The organism is Syntrophobacterales bacterium (genome assembly GCA_031274925.1).
Lineage (GTDB): Bacteria > Desulfobacterota > Syntrophorhabdia > Syntrophorhabdales > Syntrophorhabdaceae > PNOM01.
This window is the reverse complement of sequence record JAISPL010000045.1, coordinates 21,036-39,639: the sequence shown is the minus strand read 5'-3', so window position 1 is coordinate 39,639 and position 18,604 is coordinate 21,036. Positions and strand designations below refer to the sequence as shown.

Sequence of the window (18,604 nt, the reverse complement as noted above, 5' to 3'; positions counted from 1 at the left end):
TTGAGCAAAATGATTCATACCCTTACTTTCCTGACACTGGTTTAGGCTTGCGGCAAGGGTACCTGCGGCAAGATATTATGAACGGGATGGGAATAAGCGCGTGCCTCAAGGTGCGTGGAATTAGACCCGTAGAGTTAAATGCCTAGGACGGGAATCGAACCCGTACAGCCGCGAGGACCGAGGGATTTTAAGTCCCTTGCGTCTACCTGTTCCGCCACCCAGGCATTAGGGTTTGTTATAATCGTAAAATCGTATATTGTCAATGAAAATGCTCCCCCACCCAAGCGCTTGGACCCTATTTGGACCATATATAATAACTTGACTTCGCGCTCTCTGTATGCTATATGACTATTATTATGCTCAACGGAACAATTATCTCCAAATCAAACTGGTGGTGGTGGCAGAGAATATTATAGGTGTGAAACCGCGATCTCTGGCCATGGACGGTTTCACACCGTTCATGGCCGATTTTGTTTAAAGGCCATGATGTGTGACTCATGGCCTTTTCTATTTCGTGATAAGGAGGAAGATAATGGAGAAGAAGATCTTTTTGACTGAGAAGGATATGCCGAGGGCTTGGTACAATATTCAGGCGGATCTGCCCAACCCCCTTCCGCCGCCCCTCAACCCCGCAACCGGAGAACCAATCACTCCCGACATGCTCGCGCCCATTCTCCCCATGAACCTGATTGAGCAGGAGGTGAGTACCGAGAGATGGATCGACATTCCGGATGAAGTGATGGAAAGACTCCTCATGTACAGGCCCTCACCTCTTTGCCGCGCCTATGCTCTGGAACAGTTCCTGGGAACGCCCGCGCACATTTATTATAAGAACGAGGGGGTAAGCCCTGCCGGGAGCCATAAGCCGAATACGGCCATCGCACAAGCTTATTACAACAAGATTGCCGGCATCAAGAGACTCACGACCGAAACCGGCGCCGGCCAATGGGGGAGCGCCATCTCTTTCGCATGCAACCAGTTCGGCCTTGACATTAAGGTATACATGGTGCGGGTCAGCTACAACCAGAAGCCATACCGGAGGATCATGATGGAGACATGGGGAGGCAGGTGCGTGCCCAGTCCGAGTCCCGACACGAGCGTAGGAAGGAAATTCTTAGCCGAGAATCCCGAGCATTCAGGAAGCCTTGGCATTGCCATCAGCGAAGCTATCGAGGACTGCGTCACATCCAAAGATACGAAGTATTCGTTAGGGAGCGTACTCAACCACGTCATCATGCATCAGACCATCATCGGCCTTGAGGCAGAGAAACAATTAGCCATCGCGGGCGAGTATCCTGATGTGGTGATAGGATGTGCGGGCGGAGGCAGCAATTTTGGAGGTCTCACGTTCCCCTTCGTAAGGGACAAGATCCACGGAAAAGAAGTGAGAATCATCGCCTCCGAGCCCACTTCGTGCCCAACGCTTACCAAAGGGCCTTATACCTATGACTTCGGTGATACAGCGGGAACCACGCCGCTTCTGCCCATGCACTCCATCGGTCATGGATTCGTACCTGCCCCGATCCACGCGGGAGGACTCCGGTACCACGGCATGGCGCCCCTTGTGAGCAGGGTCCTCATGGACGGTCTCATTGAGGCCAAAGCCTACAACCAGGTTGAGACCTTCAGCGCGGGTCTTATTTTTGCGCGGACCGAGGGATTCATTCCAGCCCCCGAGACGAACCACGCCATCGCATGCGCCATTGAAGAAGCAAAACGGGCAAAGGAAGAGGGAAAAGAAAAGGTAATACTAATGAACTTCAGCGGCCACGGGATCATTGATCTGCCTTCCTACGACGCCTTTATGAGCGGAAAACTCGAAGATTACTCGCTCCCTGATGAAGATATCGCGGAACTGATAAAGGACTTGGAAAAATTTCCCAAACCGTGAAGATTGTATAACGGGAGATTTTATGGAAATATATTGTACCCAACTGGGTATGGTCACTGATTTTTCTTATTGTCTCTCCGCGAACGGGGAGGCGCCATGCCGGAGCATGATTGGTTGCTGGAGGGAAAGAGTCGATATTGTGAAGCTTCTCAGGCGGGTCTTTACGGAAGAAGAGCTACGGGAATGCTTCGGCGGGTTGCCCAAAACCCGTATTGAACGGATAATTGAATCGCTTAAAAGCGTACATAACGCTGATCCGTAATAAATCTGCCCGGGTAGCATGCTGCGGAGCGCATACTTCTTACCCATATCAACCATCGCTTGGGTGGAGGCGCCTCGCCTCTTACTCCTCCGGTAGAGACGGCAGAGGTATGGGTTCCCTGTAGCGGACTTAAGCGGGGAGAATGTGTTCAAGACGGATCGGTGAAGGAGGATTTTTGTGTTTCTCTCAGACAGAGTGAGTAGCGTAAGACCGTCTGGGGTGAGGAAGATATTCGACCTTGCAAACAAGGTGAAGGATCCCATTAACTTAAGCATTGGCGAGCCCCATTTCGACATACCTGATGAAATCAAGGAAGAGGGCATCAAATGGATCAGGGCAGGATTCAATAAATATACGCCGTCGGGTGGTATCCCGGAGTTGAGGGAGAAGGTCCTCCTTTACCTTAAAGGGAAGAATATTATCTGCGACGACGTGATCATTACTGCAGGGGTGACAGGCGGGCTCCTTCTTGCCCTCATGGTCACATTGAACCCGGGCGACGAAGTGATCATCCCTGATCCCTACTTCGTTCTTTATGAGTACCAGGTCCAGCTTCTTGGCGGCAAACCAGTTTTCATTGATACCTATCCCGATTTTACACTAAAGGAAGACGTGCTTAGGGCGGCCATTACGGATAAGACCAGGATAATCCTTGTAAACAGCCCGAATAACCCCACGGGAAAAGTAAATTCCAGGCAGGAGTTGGAAATGGTGGCCCGCGTCGCCAGGGAGAAGAATTTGTTGGTCTATTCGGATGACATCTACGACCGGTTCGTTTATGACAATGGATTCACGAAGGACTACTTGGGCCAGCTTTATGAGAATACCATCACTTTCGGCGGGTTTTCAAAGACGTGGGCCATGACCGGCTGGCGAGTCGGATTTGCGGCAGGCCCTGAGCAGATCATTCAGTGCATGGTCACCATGCAGCAGTACGTGTTCAGCAGCATTAATTCTTTTGCTCAGAAGGCGGCAATAGTCGCCCTTGATTACAATACAGACCCCCTTATCGAGGGTTACAGGCGGCGCAGAGACCTCATCTACGAAGGACTAAGGGATAAATTCCGGGTCGTGAAGCCGAACGGGGCTTACTTTATCTTTCCGGAAGTGCCGGACGGCGACGGCGATGCTTTCGTGGAGAGGGCATTGGATAAGAACCTGTTTATAATTCCGGGCAGTGTTTTTTCCGGAAAGAAGTCCAACGTCAGGATCTCCTTTGCTGCGAACGAAGAGAATCTCCTGAAGGGGATCGAGATACTAAGGAGCATGGTGTAAGAGTATGTACGAATTCGTTGTGAAGCTGCTCCTTGATGAAGGGGCGCGCCTTATCCATACCACCAACAGGATGCTCGGAAAGACCCTTAAAAGCCTTGAAGGGGATTATCCGTTCATGCACTCCGAAGTCTCCCTTGACGGGAAGACTGCCTTTGAGCTTGCCCTTACAGGGAGTTGTACGGCCAAGAGAGGGGCGTGTATCTTCTCCACTGAAGGCCTCTACGATGCCCTGGACCCTGTGATGAGCTCTGCATATATTGGCATTACGGGAGGTTTTCTCGTACTCTGTATGAGGGAGATAGAGGAAGAAGCCACGCCTGTCGGGCTGTTCTCCAAACTACCCGTCCTGGTAGCAGAAGGGGCAGAGGAGCTTGCGCGGGCCGTCCGTTTCGGATATGCCATATCGGAGAAGTATGAAATCCCCGTAGTGATTCAGTCCGCCATCCATCCTGGCGAGAGTATACGGGGCGTAGGCGGGCCGGACCGGAAGACGGGGACCCGTTCACACGAGATCCGTGAGGCGAATTTTATCAAGAACCCGGACCGGTGGGCGGCAACGCCGAAATTCAGATACGACCTGCACAGGCAGCTCAATGAAAAAATTGAAAAAATCAGGGAAGAGTTTGAGGCTTACGAAGGCAATGTGATCACGAAGAAAGGTGGGACCGGCATTATTACGTACACCAGGTCTGCGGCTGAATTTTTTGACGATGATGCGAGCATGCTCTGTCTCTCCACCGTATTTCCCCTCCCTTTGAAGCTTATAGAGGCGTTCTTGGCGGACATGGACGAGGTTTTCATAGCCGAGGGGTCTTACCCTATTATTGAGCTCCAGATAAGCGACCGCTCGAAGATAATACGGGGACCCGCCTTCGGTGCTAAGACAAAAACGAAGCCGGAGGAGATCATGTACGGTTTCAAAGTGATCCGGGACACGCTGGGAGCGGCGTCTTCGATCAATATGGCCCACGGGGTAAAGAAGAAAGAGCCTGGTATAAAGATACTCGCCGTTACCTTTGAGGACTATTTTTTTCAGGCCGGCATGCCTGCCCTCGTGAACACCATGTATAATGGCTCAGCTTACGTGCTCCTCATACTCGCTGCCACCAGAGAAAACGAGATGCAGCGCATTATGGAGGCGTGCGGGTGCAGGGTGTTTTTCCATATTGACAATCCGGCGGAGATAGAGCGTTTTAAAGACAGCAATGAAATGACCGTGCTCTTTTACAAGGGCATTGTGTAGGCTTAAAAGGGAGCAGGGGGTTTATGAATCTTGAAATCGTATGTGCGGGAATAGGAGGAAGGGGCGTGCTCATGGCTTCAACGATCCTCATGGAGACTGCCATAAAAGCAGGCCTAAGCGCCATGGCGTCGGATGAGTACGGCATGAGCCAGAGAGGCGGCTCGGTCGTTTCCCTTGTAAAGATCGGTAATTTCAGAAGTCCCCTCATAGGTGCGGAAAATGCCGGTATACTCCTTGCTTTTGAAGAGAGTGAATTTTACAGGAACCTCCGTTTCCTCGGGAAAGGAGCGCTTGTCGTTATCAACACGGATAAGAAAAAACTCCCTGATGCGGTTACCGAATTGCTCATGGGCCGGAAAACAATCTCGTACCTCATTGATGCCGACGCCCTGGCAAAACAGTTGGGAATGATCCAGGCCTCCAACATGGCGGTTCTCGGATTTTTCTCCCGTCTTGCAATAGCGCCCTATACAGAAGAGAACATCATGAAGACCATCGGAGAAAAGGTTCATAAGAGGGTGGCGGAAAAGAACCTGGAGGTATTCCGTGAGGGATGCGCCTGGGGTGACAACCTGAGACAATACCGGAAAACATAAGGAGCAGACCTTAAGTCATCTGCAAATCTTTATGTACTCCGCCTTTGAGCTCCGCATATCATAAGCATATCAAGCATGATGCTTTTTTTCTATCATAAAAACTGAAAATCCTATTTCAGGATAGAATACTATTCTTCAGGGCATCAAGATATCAAGACATCACCAAAATCATTTGCCGCAAAGATAAGGAACTTTAATCTCTACGGGTCTAATTCCCCGCCCCTTGAAAGAGCGCGCTGTCTGATAGTCAGTCGTAAACCCTGGGATACCCCGCTTGCGGCGGGAGGTTCATTTTTCTTTAGACTTGGCTTTAGAGACCTGATGCCGGTCGTATACACAAATGACACTAATTCTACACATTGGCCGCCAAATGTTGTATACTATGCAAATAGTCCCTGCAGAGGGGATATGCGAATGTTTAAGGGGGTTGTGCCGAAATGAGAAAGGAGAATGCCAAAGGCAGAAGTTGTGACGAAAAAGAAAAGAAGGAGGTTAACTACAGGAAAGAAGAAATTCCGAAAGTGGCCGAGTCAGTCAGAAAGCGGTCCACCGGAGAAATGATTTTCGACGCCCTCAAGAGCGCAATTGTCAGTGGACAGCTTAAACCTGGCGAGAGGGTCATTGAACAGGAACTGTCAGAGCAGTTCAAGACAAGCAGGATACCCGTAAGAGAGGCGATGATGACGCTGGAACATAGGGGCTTCCTGGAGAGACTTCCCTTGCGGGGATTCAGAGTCAGCATGACGTCCGGGGAGGAGGTGAGGGAGACCTTCGGGATCAGAGCCGCACTTGAAAGCTATGCTGTCTCAATGGCAACGGAATATGTCACACCTGAGTTTATCGCGGACATGGAGAAAAATGTGGAGTTATCCTACCAGGCGCTGGCGGAAAAAGATCTGGAAAGGTTTACCGAATTAAATGCGGAATTTCACGAGATGGTCTACAAGGCTACCCGTAGTCCGAAGCTCTGCAACATGATAGGTGCCCTCAGAGACTATATGGCGAGATACGGTAGACCGCTCTTCCACGCGAAAGGCAGACTCACATACATCCAAGACCACGGGAGAATGCTTGATGCGATAAAAAAAGGAGATAAAGGGCGGGCCGAAAAAATCGCAAAGAAGCATATTTTAAGGGGTTGCAACTACGTTGTCAAGACGATGGGGCCGAAAAAGAGGGCCGCGAAGTCTAATTAGAGTCTTTTCCATGAGAGATGCCTTGGCGGGGTGAGAAGCCCCAAGCTCCATGGAAAACTGCGTGTTGACAATCAGACGGGATGCTGTTATAAAATAGCCACTGGGGCTGTAGCTCAACTGGGAGAGCGCTTGACTGGCAGTCAAGAGGTTCGTGGGTTCGATCCCCATCAGCTCCACCATTTCAATGAGTTACGGGACAGGGGGTTTGATAGTTGTAACAACATGTCACAACATCAGCCCCTTTTCAACAACTTCTCTCTCGTGATCCTCCGATAATTGGGTATAGATTTTTTTTAATCTGAAGTTGGCATGTCCCATTGTTTCTCACAGGGCGTTTAAGTCGCCTGTCTCGTTGTAAATATGTGTGGCAAAAAAATGTCTCAAAAGATGCGGGCATATTCTTGCGGATAATTTCTGAAGCAGGCGAAGCCACCGAGCCGCTCTTGGATATTATCCCATTTCGCGGCAAATATCTGAAACTATTTGGTTTGTATCAAGGAGAAGGCCGGGCAGATAGTCGGCCAATAGGGCATGATCACAGGCGGACCGAAACAGGGTACGAAATATGATTGTAAAGCTTATAAGATACATAGTGCGGGATTGACAAAAGCAATCCCATAAAATCTAAGAATTCCTCCGTGGAATATGGTTTATCCTTTTCCCCCCCCTCCATTGCTTGCGTTTTGGTTGTTCATGTCAGTTTCAGGTCGTCTTAAATCCAATTCTTTGTTACAATAAAACGACAAGTCCGAGATCCTGTGCACCAGCAATCAATTTCCTTCGCCGTCCATTTTTCTTTTGTGAAGCAATCAAAGAGCGCGGATATAAATCCCTCGTCGTAAAGACATGCTTCGTAGTCAAGTTCAGGCAAACCAGAACAATCAAGGTCCTCATCCACGGTGAGTATGATTCTGCTTACGTTTACGTCCACTTCCTCAATACGTAAAACGCCGATCTTCTTTTCTATTAAAGCACTTTGAACCTTTGAGATAAATTCATCCAATGTTTCGGCGGGATGGACTAAATTTTTATAAAATTCATTTCCGGCAAGCCTCCCCGCGCCTCTGAACACTTCATCCGCTGCGTCGGAGCCGTATCTTTCTTCCAGAATATCGCGCAGGGTAAACTGCATCAATCGGTAAATTTCCACATCAATCTGAACGCCAAGATTAGGTCTGCCTAAGTTCACGTCGCCGATAAGTTCCCCTCTGAATTGGTACTTTCTCATAAAATCATCTCCTTTTTTGTGCGGTTGGTATCCATATGGCAGAGTGGTTTATGTATCCGTTATCTATAGATAACTCGAACTCTTTTACTATATTTTATGCTTAGCAGTCAATATGTAACGATGAAAAATTTGTAGAAAATTTGACATTTTATCAAAAAAGTTCGATAGAATTTAAAATATTATGAAACTCATTCCGTCAGGAAGCTGCGGGGTTGCAAAAGCAATCCCAGAAAAGCCAAGAATTCCTCCGTCGATACTATCTCCAGATTAAGAAAATTTTCATATTTTCTTAATCTGCCGCAAGCTGCCTGCCCTGGTCCTGAGCGTGTACATCTTTTATTTACCCGTTCTTGCTCATGCCGCCGCATAAAGGGCCGGAACGTTGCCGAGGATGACGAGGCGGCTTATATACTTAGACTGACAGGTTTGGATGCTTTCGTCAGCTCTGCCGGCAATGTGCGGCATGTTTCCCTCTATAATGTCAGGGGGCAGGGTTTGACTGGAATGGAACCATTATTCTGGTATATAGGGATACGGAAGCCCGGCGAATAAGTCCTATAATAATACTCTGCCGCTATGCCTGCAATTTTCTCCTGCAGTTTATCGAAAAGAGACTTAAGGTATAAATGAATCCATGCGTTCTGTTGTTCTTCCGCTGCCTTGAGGGTGGTTCTGCTGGGGGCCTATAGTCCTCAAAGCCCATCTGACTGTCAGCCGAAAACCGGATCTGTCCATGTTTTCTTCTTGAGCCTTAGGGAAATTTTTGTATATGATATGGATAGGAGGCGGAATATGAGACTTAGCGGCAAGGTAGCGCTGGTCACGGCAGCGGCGGGTGCGGGTATAGGTCAGGCTGTTGCCCGTGTATTGGCAAAAGAAGGGGCGCACGTGGTTATAACAGACGTCCATGAAGAGCGGTCCGTCAGCGTGGCCGAGGCCATTCTGGCGGAATACGGTGTGTCCACTTTGGGGCTTAAGTGCGACGTAACCAAAAAAGAGGAAGTGGAGGAGGCGGTCGTGAGAACTCTCGAAAGATTCGGCCGCGTGGATATACTTATAAATAACGCCGGAACCAACCGTCCGTCGCAGGTGGTGGATATGACGGACGAGATGTGGGATACGGTGATTAATACTTCCCTCAGAGGGACTTTTTATTTCTGCAGGGCGGTGATACCCTCCATGATCACGCAAAATGGGGGCCGTATAGTGAACATTACTTCCGTTGCGGGGTTCATGGGGCTCAAGGCTGGTCACGCCCATTATGCTGCGGCGAAGGCGGGAGTGATGGCCTTTACAAGGTGCCTCGCCATGGAGGCTGCGCCCAATTGTGTGACGGTGAACTCCATTGCGCCCAGCTTCATTTATAACGAATTCATCCCCCGCATCTATCCCGAGGAGGAAATCGAAAGGATGTACGAGAATATACCCTATCCCAGGAAAGGGACCCCGGAGGACGTGGCAAACACGGTCGTTTTTCTCGTATCCGATGAAGGCGAATATATAACTGGTCAGACGATCTGTGTTACCGGCGGGAGCTGGATGAGATAAGGAGTTTAAAAAGCGGATTCTTTACTCGAAAGATTTGGCTGCAGCGGGACAAGGTATTAAAACGAACCTCCCGCCCCCCCCTAAGCGGCTGGGTATCCCGCGGGGCTTACGACTGACTTTAGGCAAACGCATGCCTCACGGGGCGGGGAATTAGACCAGTAGAGATTAAATGAGGGACGCAAAGTGCTCGCACCTTAAATCGTATCTTAGCGCGGGACATGAAATAAGGAGACCTGTCAAATGATCACGAAACTTAATTCTAAAGATATATATCGGAAGTGCGACCCTGAGTTTTTTAAATTCAACACTACGCAGGATATTGTTGACTTCAGCGGTATGATCGGCCAGGAAAAGGCGTTGAAAGCCCTTGATTTCGGCCTCGGCATAAACAGTGACGGATTCAACATTTTTGCTCTGGGAGAGAGCGGCACAGGGAAGATGACCACCATTACCACGCTCCTCACCGAAAAGGCGGCAAGAGAAGCTACGCCTGAGGACTGGTGTTACGTCTATAATTTCAAGACTCCTGATGCCTCCAGTGCCATTTCTCTGGATCCGGGACATGGCGTTATTTTTCAGAAGGAGATGAGCGACTTCATAGGCGCTCTGAGGATCGAGATTCCCAAGGCATTTGAATCAAAAGAATTCGAGATACAAAGAAGCAAGATCGTTGATGATTTCCAGCAAAAGCAAAATGAGTACCTGTCGAGGCTCGACGAGGAGGCCAAATCAAGAGGCTTCAGCGTGAAGCGGGGGCCGAGCGGTGTCCTTATTACCCCCATCAGGGAAAACGGCGAAGCCCTCACAAAAGAAGAGTTTGATGTCCTGGATGAGCTGACCAGAAAGAAGATGGAAGAAACGGGGAAAATGTTCCAGGAGAAACTCAACGATGTGGTGAGAATCCTTCGGGACGCAGAAAAACTCGTGAGAGATATGCTTATCAGCCTTGAAAGAATGATCGGCCTTGAACTGGTGGGTCCCTTCATCGAAACCCTCAAGCTGAAATATAAAGACCGGCCGAAAATAGCCTCCTATCTTGAGGACGTAAAAGAGGAAATCATCTCCCACCTCGACGAGTTCAAGACGACTGAGGAGCAACCTTCGGCCCTCCCTCTTCTCAATATACCGAAACAGGAACCTTCGTTCATGAAATACTCGGTGAACGTCATGGTCAATAACGGCGAGAATAAAGGCGCTCCCGTGGTCTTTGAGAGCAATCCCACGTACCTCAATCTTTTCGGAAGGATTGAGCATAAAGTGACTTACGGGATGGCATCTACCGATTTTACCATGATCAAAGCCGGTTCGGTTCACAGGGCGAATGGCGGCTATCTCGTCGTCGACGCCACGGAGCTTTTCAAGAATGCTTTTTCATATGATGCCCTGAAGCGGGCCCTCAAGAACCGGGAAATCAAAATCGAGGATGTCCTGGAACAATATAGACTGATAAGCACCACCTCGCTGAAACCGGAATCGATCCCCCTCAATGTCAAGGTCATTCTCACCGGAAATCAGTACGTTTATTACCTCCTATATACATATGACGAGGAATCCAGGGAATTATTCAAAGTAAAGGCTGATTTTGACAGCCGAATGGACCGTACCTCTGAAAATATGGAGAAATACGCGGTTTTTGTCGCCCAATGCCAGAAGAAGGAAAATCTCCTGCCCGTCGACAGGAGCGGTGTCGCCAGGATCATAGAGGTGAGCTCGCGGTATGCGGACAGTCAAGACAAGCTTTCGACCAAAATGAGCGCCATCCGTGACCTTATACGTGAGTCGCACTATTGGGCAAAGAAAGCGGATTCGGATGTGATAAGCGCTTTGCACGTGACGAAGGCAATCGACGAAAAGGTATTCCGCGTGAACAGGGTGGAAGAGAGAATCAGAGAGATGATCCTTGAAGATACGCTGATAATCGACACGACAGATAAGAAAGTGGGCCAGATCAACGGCCTTGCTGTTCTCGATATGGGTGATTACAGTTTCGGGAAACCATCGCGGATAACGGCTCGGACTTATATCGGAAAGGCCGGAATTGTCAACATTGAGCGCGAGACCAAAATGAGCGGCAAGATCCACGAGAAGGCGATATTCATTATTTCGAGCTACCTTGGAGCCAAGTATGCGATAAAAGGGCCTATCAGTCTCTCCGCGTTTATTACTTTTGAACAGCTTTATGAAATGATTGAAGGCGACAGCGCCACATGCGCCGAGTTGTACGCGCTCCTCTCCAGCATCTCCGGCGTGCCTGTGAAGCAAGGTTTTGCGGTAACAGGCTCCATGGACCAGAATGGGGATGTCCAACCCATAGGCGGGGTGAATCAGAAGATAGAGGGTTTTTTCGATCTTTGCAAGATGCGGGGGCTTGACGGGAGCAATGGTGTGATCATACCGAAGCGAAACGTGAAGAATCTCATGCTTCGGGGAGACATATGTGAGGCGGTAGAAACCGGACGGTTCTCCGTATATGCCATTGATGAGATGGAAGAAGGTCTGGAGATACTGACCGGCATGTCTGCGGGGGAATTGAGGGAAGACGGTACGTATCCCGAAGGAACGATCAATAACCTTGTAATGAAGAGGCTTGCTGAAATTTCGGCGGCCCTTGAGAGAAAGAAAGAGAAGAAGGGTAAGGGCCTTGTCTCCAAACCGCCCGCCGAGGATCAAAAATCATGATGTTAAAATTTGACAAGCCTCTTCATGGTGATATTTTTCTAACGCGGCAGCCGGTCAAATGATGACACGAGACATATCCGCAGATGGATATGTCTTGGCGCTGTGATTATTTTTATGCGTCTTATATTAACGTTTCCCTGCCATATACAAGCGCATTGAATTTGCTAATCATTGGTTCCTTCAAGAAACAGGATGTCTTTGCTCAGTTTTTCAGTGCCCTTAAGAACTCAATTAAAAAGGCCTGGGATGTAATCACGGCAGTTTTTCCAAGCGGATTCATGTGATTATGTTCATAACGATTATAATTCCTATATTTAAAAACATTCAGATAAAGTGATATCGAAAGATGAAATGAACCTCCCCGCCCCCAAGCGGCGGGGTATCCCGGGGTTTTTACGACTGACTATTAGGTAAGCGCGTGCGCTTTAAAGGGCGGGGAATTAGACCAGCAGAGATTAAAGGGCAGACATTTTCGCAATTGTCATTTCAACCAATTCCAGAAATGTTCAATATGATTGAGAGCTGTGGAGAATAGGGCGATAGGAGGGCGCTATGCGCCGTGCCTTTTCCGCACAAGTGGCGTTATCAATCATAATGAGGGGTGATTCGGGGGCAGGAGGAGCGGTATTGCCTCAAAGTTCCATCATGCTGCAATGGAGCAAGTTTCTATTTGTGATACCCGCGTCGCTGGTCACTCCGAGAGTCTTAAGGAGAGCTTACAAGAGAAGGCGGAATTTTTGTCCGCCCCTGTTTTTTACTTGACAAGACGCAAAGCGTCTGTATAAAATAAAAACATCCTTTTGTTGTTGTTGTGTGTTGTGTGTTTTGTTTAGAGGGAGGCCCAAAGCCTCCCTCTTTTTTAGTTGCGCTTGGGTCCCTTCTTGGCCCTGTCATATCCGCGATATAGATATTGATCTATGTCAGTTTCATCATTTGGTACACAGGAATGCAGGCTTTAAAAACGTTTCGTCTTTTTTACCCGTGACGCCCGGCGCTTTCCGAATAGCGACTCTCCGCAGGAAAACCTGTCTGCCGTTTAGATAGATATATGTCTCTTGGAGGTCTATTTTCTTATAGCGGCGGGGCAGCTTTGTTTTTCAAAACTGCCAATCTCTTATAGTGCAGCTCCTGTCATTATCGCCTATCGCTTCCATGGACGCCTGCAAATCTGGCTGGTATTCTTCAAGTGCGGTCCTGACTCGCCATACTCCGCACCATCCTTTGGCGGGTATTGATCATTGTAACTTATCTTTTTAGTTTGCACTCCCTTATATTGATGTGATTGTCATGTGCCATGACTATACATATCAGGCTTGATTGAAGGGCCAAGGCCGATAGGTCGCACCGCCACGGTGAATGAATCTCCTCGCTCTGCGGAAAACCGATGCACTTGCAAAAAGAAAAAAGACCAGAAAAGGTTAGAGAAAACGACCGTGAACGATATGGGACAGAAAAACAGGTGAGACAGCAATGAGTGGTACGTTTCCATCACTCATGACCTTATAACCTCGCCTGTTTTCAGGGATTGGGAGCCTGAGGCGGCGGAGCCGGTGTTTGCGCTTCGGGAGCACTTTCCGGCATCCGAGGCGTTTCGTTTTCCCCGGTCCTCTCCGGTTCGTTGAGAGGTATGAATACATCGGGTATGAATAAGTCAGTCTGGTAGGGCATTTCCGTTGCTACCGCATCTCCAAGCCCACTCCTGAGTTGGACGCCGCCCTTAAGCATCTCTTCTTTATGCAGTCCACCCTTTACCGATGTGCCTGTTATATTATCGATATAATCATTCGTGACGCCTCTTGCTTCCCTCTGATCTCTGACCACGCGCGGGGTAAGGAGGATAATAAGCTCCGTCCGATCCGCCATCCTGTGCTTGTTGCCGAACAGATACCCAAGAATCGGTATGTTTTTAAGAAAAGGGATGCCGAGTCCATCTCTCGTATTATTTTCCTGGATGAGGCCGCCTATGATTATGGTCTGACCGTCCTGGACCACCAAGTTTGAAACCGCCTCCGTCTTGTTGATAATGATCTGGGTCTCATTGGCATAAAGGGCGAGCGTCTCGAAAGTCGAAACCTCTTGAGACACTTCCATAGCTACCAGACCGCTTGCGTTGATCTGTGGTTTTACCTTTAAGATGATACCGATGTCCTTATACTGGATAGTCCTTTGGGACGAGACCATCGTGGAACCGTAAGTCTCCCCCGTGATGACGGGGACCTGCTTACCCACCTGAATACGCGCTTCCCGGTTGTCGGAAACGAGTATGTGGGGGGATGCGAGCAGCTTTGCCTTGGAGTCCGTGGCCAGGGCGTTGAGGTAAGCCCTCACAATGCCTTTGTCGTCCGTGCCCACAAAAGTGAAACCTGAGTTCGAATCCCCCGGCTTGATAATCTCACCGTCCGAATTTTTAGAAGACAGGAGTTGTGCGCTGTTAAGGGTCATTGGGCCGCCAAGGTTGAGATTCCCCGAATTGATCTGCAGATTCAATGAATAGGCAAGGCCCAAGTTCAGCTCATCCTTCATAATAACTTGCGCGATCATCCCCTCAATTACCACCTGCCTTGGGGTAATATCAATCTTGGTGATACTCTCTTTTATAGTCTCATAATCTTCCGGGGTAGCGAGGACTATCACGGAATTTATAGTTTCGTCCGCGAATATTCTCGTGATGGGTGAGACGAGAGTTTCGGTTACCGCTCCGAGAGGCGCCATGGACGGCTGTGCGATGGAGGGAGTGGGAAGGGTACTTGTACTTGTTGTTGTTGCTCCGGTTGCTCCGGTGGCAGGCGTGGTGCCGGCGGGTCTTGTCCCGGAACCGGTCGTACTCGTCGTTGCCGGGGCCATAGAACCTGTAGTGGTGCTCCCAGAGGTAATCCCCGGTCTTGCTCCAAGATAAATCTGGTTCAGGAGGTTGGCAATGTCCTTTGCCTTCCCGTTCTGAACGTGATAGACGAATACGGTGGCTCTTTTCTTTTTCTGCACTTCATTGTCGAAGGCATTGATGATCTGGAGCGCTCTGCGCACGCTCGCATCCGTATCGACCACTATGATCTGATTGCTCTTTGGTATATCAAGCATCACCGCGTTGGCAGACAGGAAGGGCGCGACGAGCTTTGACACCTCAGTTGACTGAAGGTGCGTAATGGGTATTATCTGGATGATCGACTTACCGGTAACGGGGATCTGGTCTGCATCTCTTCCTGAATAAACGGAAGAGGGTTCCCTCGATACATCGGAGAGAGGAACCATTCTATAAATGCCGCTGTCTTCCACAATTCCAATGGCGTTGAGCCGGAGGATCACTTCCATGACGGGGAGTACCTGGTCCTTCGGGACGGGGGCCACTGACCTGAAAGTGACGCGGCCCTTGACGCGTGAATCGACCACGTAGTTGACCTTTAATATATCGCCGAACACGGTCTGAATAACCGAAAAAACGTCTGCATCATCAAAGTTTAGGCTTATCATGCCCCCAGGTGCCGCAATGCCGGCAGGACCTTGTCTTCTGACGCCTCCAGACATCCCTCCAGGCATCCTGGCCGGGAATGTCTGTGACGGCATCTGTGTCGTTCGAGATTGCTCGGCTTTTTGCGGTCCTCCATTTTGTATTGGGTAGGCGGGCCTGAAAGGACTGGCGGGTGGGATGGTTGAAGGACCTGTCTGCGGTATTGGCTGTTTGACCTGCTGTGCCTGAGGATATGGCGGTGATGGCGGAATATTTACGGTCTGAGGAACCTGAGCAGGTTCGGGTTTCATCGCCTGTGGAGTAGGCGTTCCCAGAGCAGGCTGTGCTGACGCTGGAACCTGAGCGTTCATTTGCACCGCTCCCTGGCCGCGCTGTGGTTCCCCCTGTGGAGTTGCAACCCCAGAGGAAGGAATAGTTTCCGCTTGCGCAAGCAGTATAAGGGGCGAGCTGTTTTCTAAAGAAAGACGGTCCTGACCGGCGCTCGCCGGTGTCGCCGCGCCAAAAATGGTAAGAAGGACAGGGAAAGCCCCGACAAGGATGAAACCACGCAGGTTGGTGAGACGACTTTCATATAGACCGTGCAAGCCCATTATATGTTGTATACGTCCTTTGTCCAGGTTGACCCCCTATAAAATGTTAAAATAATACATCTGGCCGGGTATGTCAATCCAAGTGAGTATTTTATTATATGCAGGACAGAAACCGCTGCGTGTCATAGTAGGCGCCGCTCTATCGGCGGCCTGTGCTGACCGGGAATAATCCTGAATATCGGTTTTAAATGATCTCCCATAATCGGGCCGCAACGTTTTGCCCATCCGTTCTATCATCATTCCCAACTGGCTACGTCTTTATCTTCGCCTTCCCCTCCGGGTGCGCCGTCCCTCCCGTAGGAGTATATATCAAACTCCCCGTGTGTTCCCGGGCACTGATACCCGTATGGTTTCCCCCAAGGATCGTTCGGTAAGGCTTTTTTGAGGTAAGACCCGTCCCAATTATCCACCCCTCCTGGATTGGTGATCAGGGCGGCGAGACCTTCCTGGGTTGTCGGGTATCGTCCCACATCAAGGCGGAACTGATCCAATGCCTGGCTTAGCAGCTCAATTTGAGCCTTTGCTGCCGACTGCTTGCCTTTTCCCAGCTTCGGGAAAAGCTTAGGACCTACGAGGGCGGCAAGCAGGCCGATGATTACCATAACGACAAGGAGCTCAACGAGCGTAAAACCTCTTTGGTTGGATCTTTTTAATCTCTTAGTAAGCATGGCTGACCTCCATCCTGAATATGTATAATGAAATACAGGCTATTTGTCAACAAATGTGTAAAATACATACCATGGGTAACCCCAAATGATCAGGGTAGTCCTGCGTTTGCTCCTGCCCTTTGTTCCTCTGCCTGAAACGTGAAATCCTCATTAGGGTACGAGGTAAGGGCCTTTGACATGAAATCTATCCATATTGGAAGGGCGGCGGTAGCGCCGGATTCCCTGTTTCCCAGGTAAGTCTTCTTGTCGAAACCGATCCAGACCGCACATAGCAGGTTGGGGGAGAACCCGATGAACCAGGCGTCTCTGAACTCGTCGGTCGTTCCTGTTTTGCCTGCGAGAGAGTAAGGCATTCCCGCGGCGGCGCGGCCTGTGCCTTTTTTTATGACGCCTTTCATAATGTCCACCAGGGTCATTGCGACTTCCGGAGAGATGATCGTTTCGCCGTGGATTTCCTCAGAATACTTTTCCTCGCCTTCAGTGGTGGTCACGTTTTTCACGGCCAGAGGCCGCATGTAGATCCCTCCTCTGGCAAACACGGCGTATGCGTTGGCAAGATCAAGAGGGGCAACCTCCGTGGTACCGAGGGCAAGCGACAGGTTCGACTGGAAATTTGCATCGATATGGAGCCTCTTTGCGAGGTCTACTACGTGATCAATGCCCGTCCTTTCGAGAAGCCGCACGGTGGCGGTGTTGAGCGAGTTCTCAAGGGCTTTCCGCATCGTCACACTCCCCATATACTCGTGCCTGTAGTTTTTAGGACTCCAGACCTTGTGGGTGTACGGGTTAGTGAATGAGATGGGTGCGTCTAAGAGCATGGTGTCGGCCTTAAACCCCCTCTCCAGGGCAGCGAGATATATAATCGGCTTGAAGGAGGACCCGGGCTGCCTCTTGGCCTGAACCGCCCTGTTGAAAGGAGAGCTCAGGAAGTCCTTTCCGCCGATCAGGACCTTCAGGTCGCCGGTTTTCACCTCGATCGCGATAAGGGCTACCTCGGGAGTCGAGGATACGTTCGGGTTCCTCTTTTTGTAGGCCTCGACGCCTTTCTGTATGGCTTCATAGGCGATGTTGGTCATGTTGAGATTTACCGCCGTCTTTACGTTGAGTCCTGTTGTGTATATCTGTAACGGCTCGGTAACTACCTCTTCAAGGGTCTGCTTCACGTATTCTATGAAATAGCCGGTCTTTTTTTCATAAGCCCTGAAGGGGGCCAGGGTTATTGGTGTTTTCACTGCTCTAGCGTAAATGCTCTTCGGAATAAACCCCGCGGCGGCCATCTTCTGGAGGACGATGTTTCTCCTCTCAAGGGCTCTTGTCATATTTTTGAAAGGGGAAAGCCTTGAAGGCGATTTCGTGAGGGCTGCGAGGGTTGCGCATTCCTCCAAGGTCAGTTCTTTTGCTTTCTTGTGGAAGTAAGTGTAGCTTGCCGCCTCGACTCCATGGGCGCCTTCGCCTAAATAAATGAGATTGAGATACATGTTGAGTATCTCGTCTTTCGAGTAAGTCCTTTCGATCTGTATTGCGAGGACTGCCTCCTCAATCTTTCTCTTGTAGGTCTTCTGCTGGCTGAGATAGAGATTGCGCGCCAACTGCTGTGTTATGGTAGAAGCCCCTTCGCTGATGCCGCCTTTCACGATGTTTTTGAAAGCCGCCCTCCCTATACCCTTCACATCGACGCCGAAATGGCTGTAGAACCTCACATCTTCAATGGCGACGAACGCATACTTCAGGTTGTACGGCATGTCTGTGATGGGTATGGGGATCCTCTTTTCTACAAAGAGTTCGGCAAAAAGGGTTCCGTCGTCCGCATAAAGCCTGGTGGCTGACTTGGGTTTATAGCTCTCGAGCTGTTTCACATCGGGAATCTCCAGGTAATTAACGAGAGCGTACCCGAAGCCTGCGCCGAACATAGCAGGAAGGAGAAGGAAGAGTATAGCCAGTTTTATAGCCCTTGCATACATA

Annotated in this window: 12 protein-coding genes and 2 tRNA genes; 9 read left to right on the top strand and 5 right to left on the bottom strand. The window is 49.7% G+C overall.

Annotation, left to right across the window (positions count from 1 at the left end):
* Positions 1-139: 139 nt before the first annotated feature.
* A tRNA-Leu gene (locus tag LBQ00_08065) sits at positions 140-224 on the bottom strand.
* Positions 225-532: 308 nt separating this feature from the next.
* Here LBQ00_08065 and LBQ00_08060 point away from each other — a divergent pair.
* From LBQ00_08060 to LBQ00_08030, 7 genes are all read left to right on the top strand, one after another.
* Positions 533-1,891, top strand: coding sequence for a TrpB-like pyridoxal phosphate-dependent enzyme (locus tag LBQ00_08060; protein ID MDR2018800.1), 1,359 nt, complete (start codon positions 533-535; stop codon positions 1,889-1,891).
* A gap of 22 nt (positions 1,892-1,913) precedes the next feature.
* Positions 1,914-2,153 (top strand): hypothetical protein, encoded by a 240-nt coding sequence (locus tag LBQ00_08055; GenBank protein ID MDR2018799.1) that lies wholly within the window; start codon positions 1,914-1,916, stop codon positions 2,151-2,153.
* A 177-nt stretch (positions 2,154-2,330) separates the two neighbouring features.
* Complete coding sequence (locus LBQ00_08050) at positions 2,331-3,428, top strand: pyridoxal phosphate-dependent aminotransferase (protein ID MDR2018798.1); 1,098 nt, start codon at positions 2,331-2,333, stop codon at positions 3,426-3,428.
* 4 nt (positions 3,429-3,432) lie between these two features.
* Positions 3,433-4,671 carry a hypothetical protein gene (locus LBQ00_08045; protein ID MDR2018797.1) on the top strand — a complete coding sequence of 413 codons (1,239 nt, stop codon included), beginning with the start codon at positions 3,433-3,435 and terminating at the stop codon, positions 4,669-4,671.
* 23 nt (positions 4,672-4,694) lie between these two features.
* The gene (locus LBQ00_08040) at positions 4,695-5,267 is read left to right on the top strand and encodes a 2-oxoacid:acceptor oxidoreductase family protein (protein MDR2018796.1); all 573 of its coding nucleotides are present in this window, start codon (positions 4,695-4,697) and stop codon (positions 5,265-5,267) included.
* Between the two features lie 437 nt (positions 5,268-5,704).
* Complete coding sequence (locus tag LBQ00_08035; protein ID MDR2018795.1) at positions 5,705-6,463, top strand: GntR family transcriptional regulator; 759 nt, start codon at positions 5,705-5,707, stop codon at positions 6,461-6,463.
* A 102-nt stretch (positions 6,464-6,565) separates the two neighbouring features.
* Positions 6,566-6,642 (top strand) — tRNA-Ala (locus LBQ00_08030).
* A gap of 533 nt (positions 6,643-7,175) precedes the next feature.
* On the opposite strand, the gene LBQ00_08025 is transcribed toward LBQ00_08030, so the two are convergent.
* A complete protein-coding gene (locus LBQ00_08025) occupies positions 7,176-7,691 on the bottom strand; it encodes a 4-vinyl reductase (GenBank protein MDR2018794.1) in 516 nt (171 codons plus the stop codon).
* 792 nt (positions 7,692-8,483) lie between these two features.
* On the opposite strand from LBQ00_08025, the gene LBQ00_08020 reads away from it, so the two are divergent.
* Both LBQ00_08020 and LBQ00_08015 read left to right on the top strand, forming a co-directional pair.
* Positions 8,484-9,239 (top strand): SDR family oxidoreductase, encoded by a 756-nt coding sequence (locus LBQ00_08020; protein MDR2018793.1) that lies wholly within the window; start codon positions 8,484-8,486, stop codon positions 9,237-9,239.
* Positions 9,240-9,479: 240 nt separating this feature from the next.
* A complete protein-coding gene (locus tag LBQ00_08015) occupies positions 9,480-11,918 on the top strand; it encodes an AAA family ATPase (protein MDR2018792.1) in 2,439 nt (812 codons plus the stop codon).
* A 1,518-nt stretch (positions 11,919-13,436) separates the two neighbouring features.
* Here the strand turns inward: LBQ00_08015 and LBQ00_08010 are convergent.
* The 3 genes from LBQ00_08010 to LBQ00_08000 form a co-directional block, all read right to left on the bottom strand.
* Positions 13,437-15,386, bottom strand: a complete 1,950-nt coding sequence (locus tag LBQ00_08010; protein ID MDR2018791.1) for a hypothetical protein — start codon at positions 15,384-15,386, stop codon at positions 13,437-13,439.
* Between the two features lie 824 nt (positions 15,387-16,210).
* The gene (gspG, locus tag LBQ00_08005) at positions 16,211-16,642 is read right to left on the bottom strand and encodes a type II secretion system major pseudopilin GspG (protein MDR2018790.1); all 432 of its coding nucleotides are present in this window, start codon (positions 16,640-16,642) and stop codon (positions 16,211-16,213) included.
* A gap of 89 nt (positions 16,643-16,731) precedes the next feature.
* A complete protein-coding gene (locus tag LBQ00_08000; GenBank protein ID MDR2018789.1) occupies positions 16,732-18,603 on the bottom strand; it encodes a PBP1A family penicillin-binding protein in 1,872 nt (623 codons plus the stop codon).
* Position 18,604 lies beyond the last annotated feature (1 nt).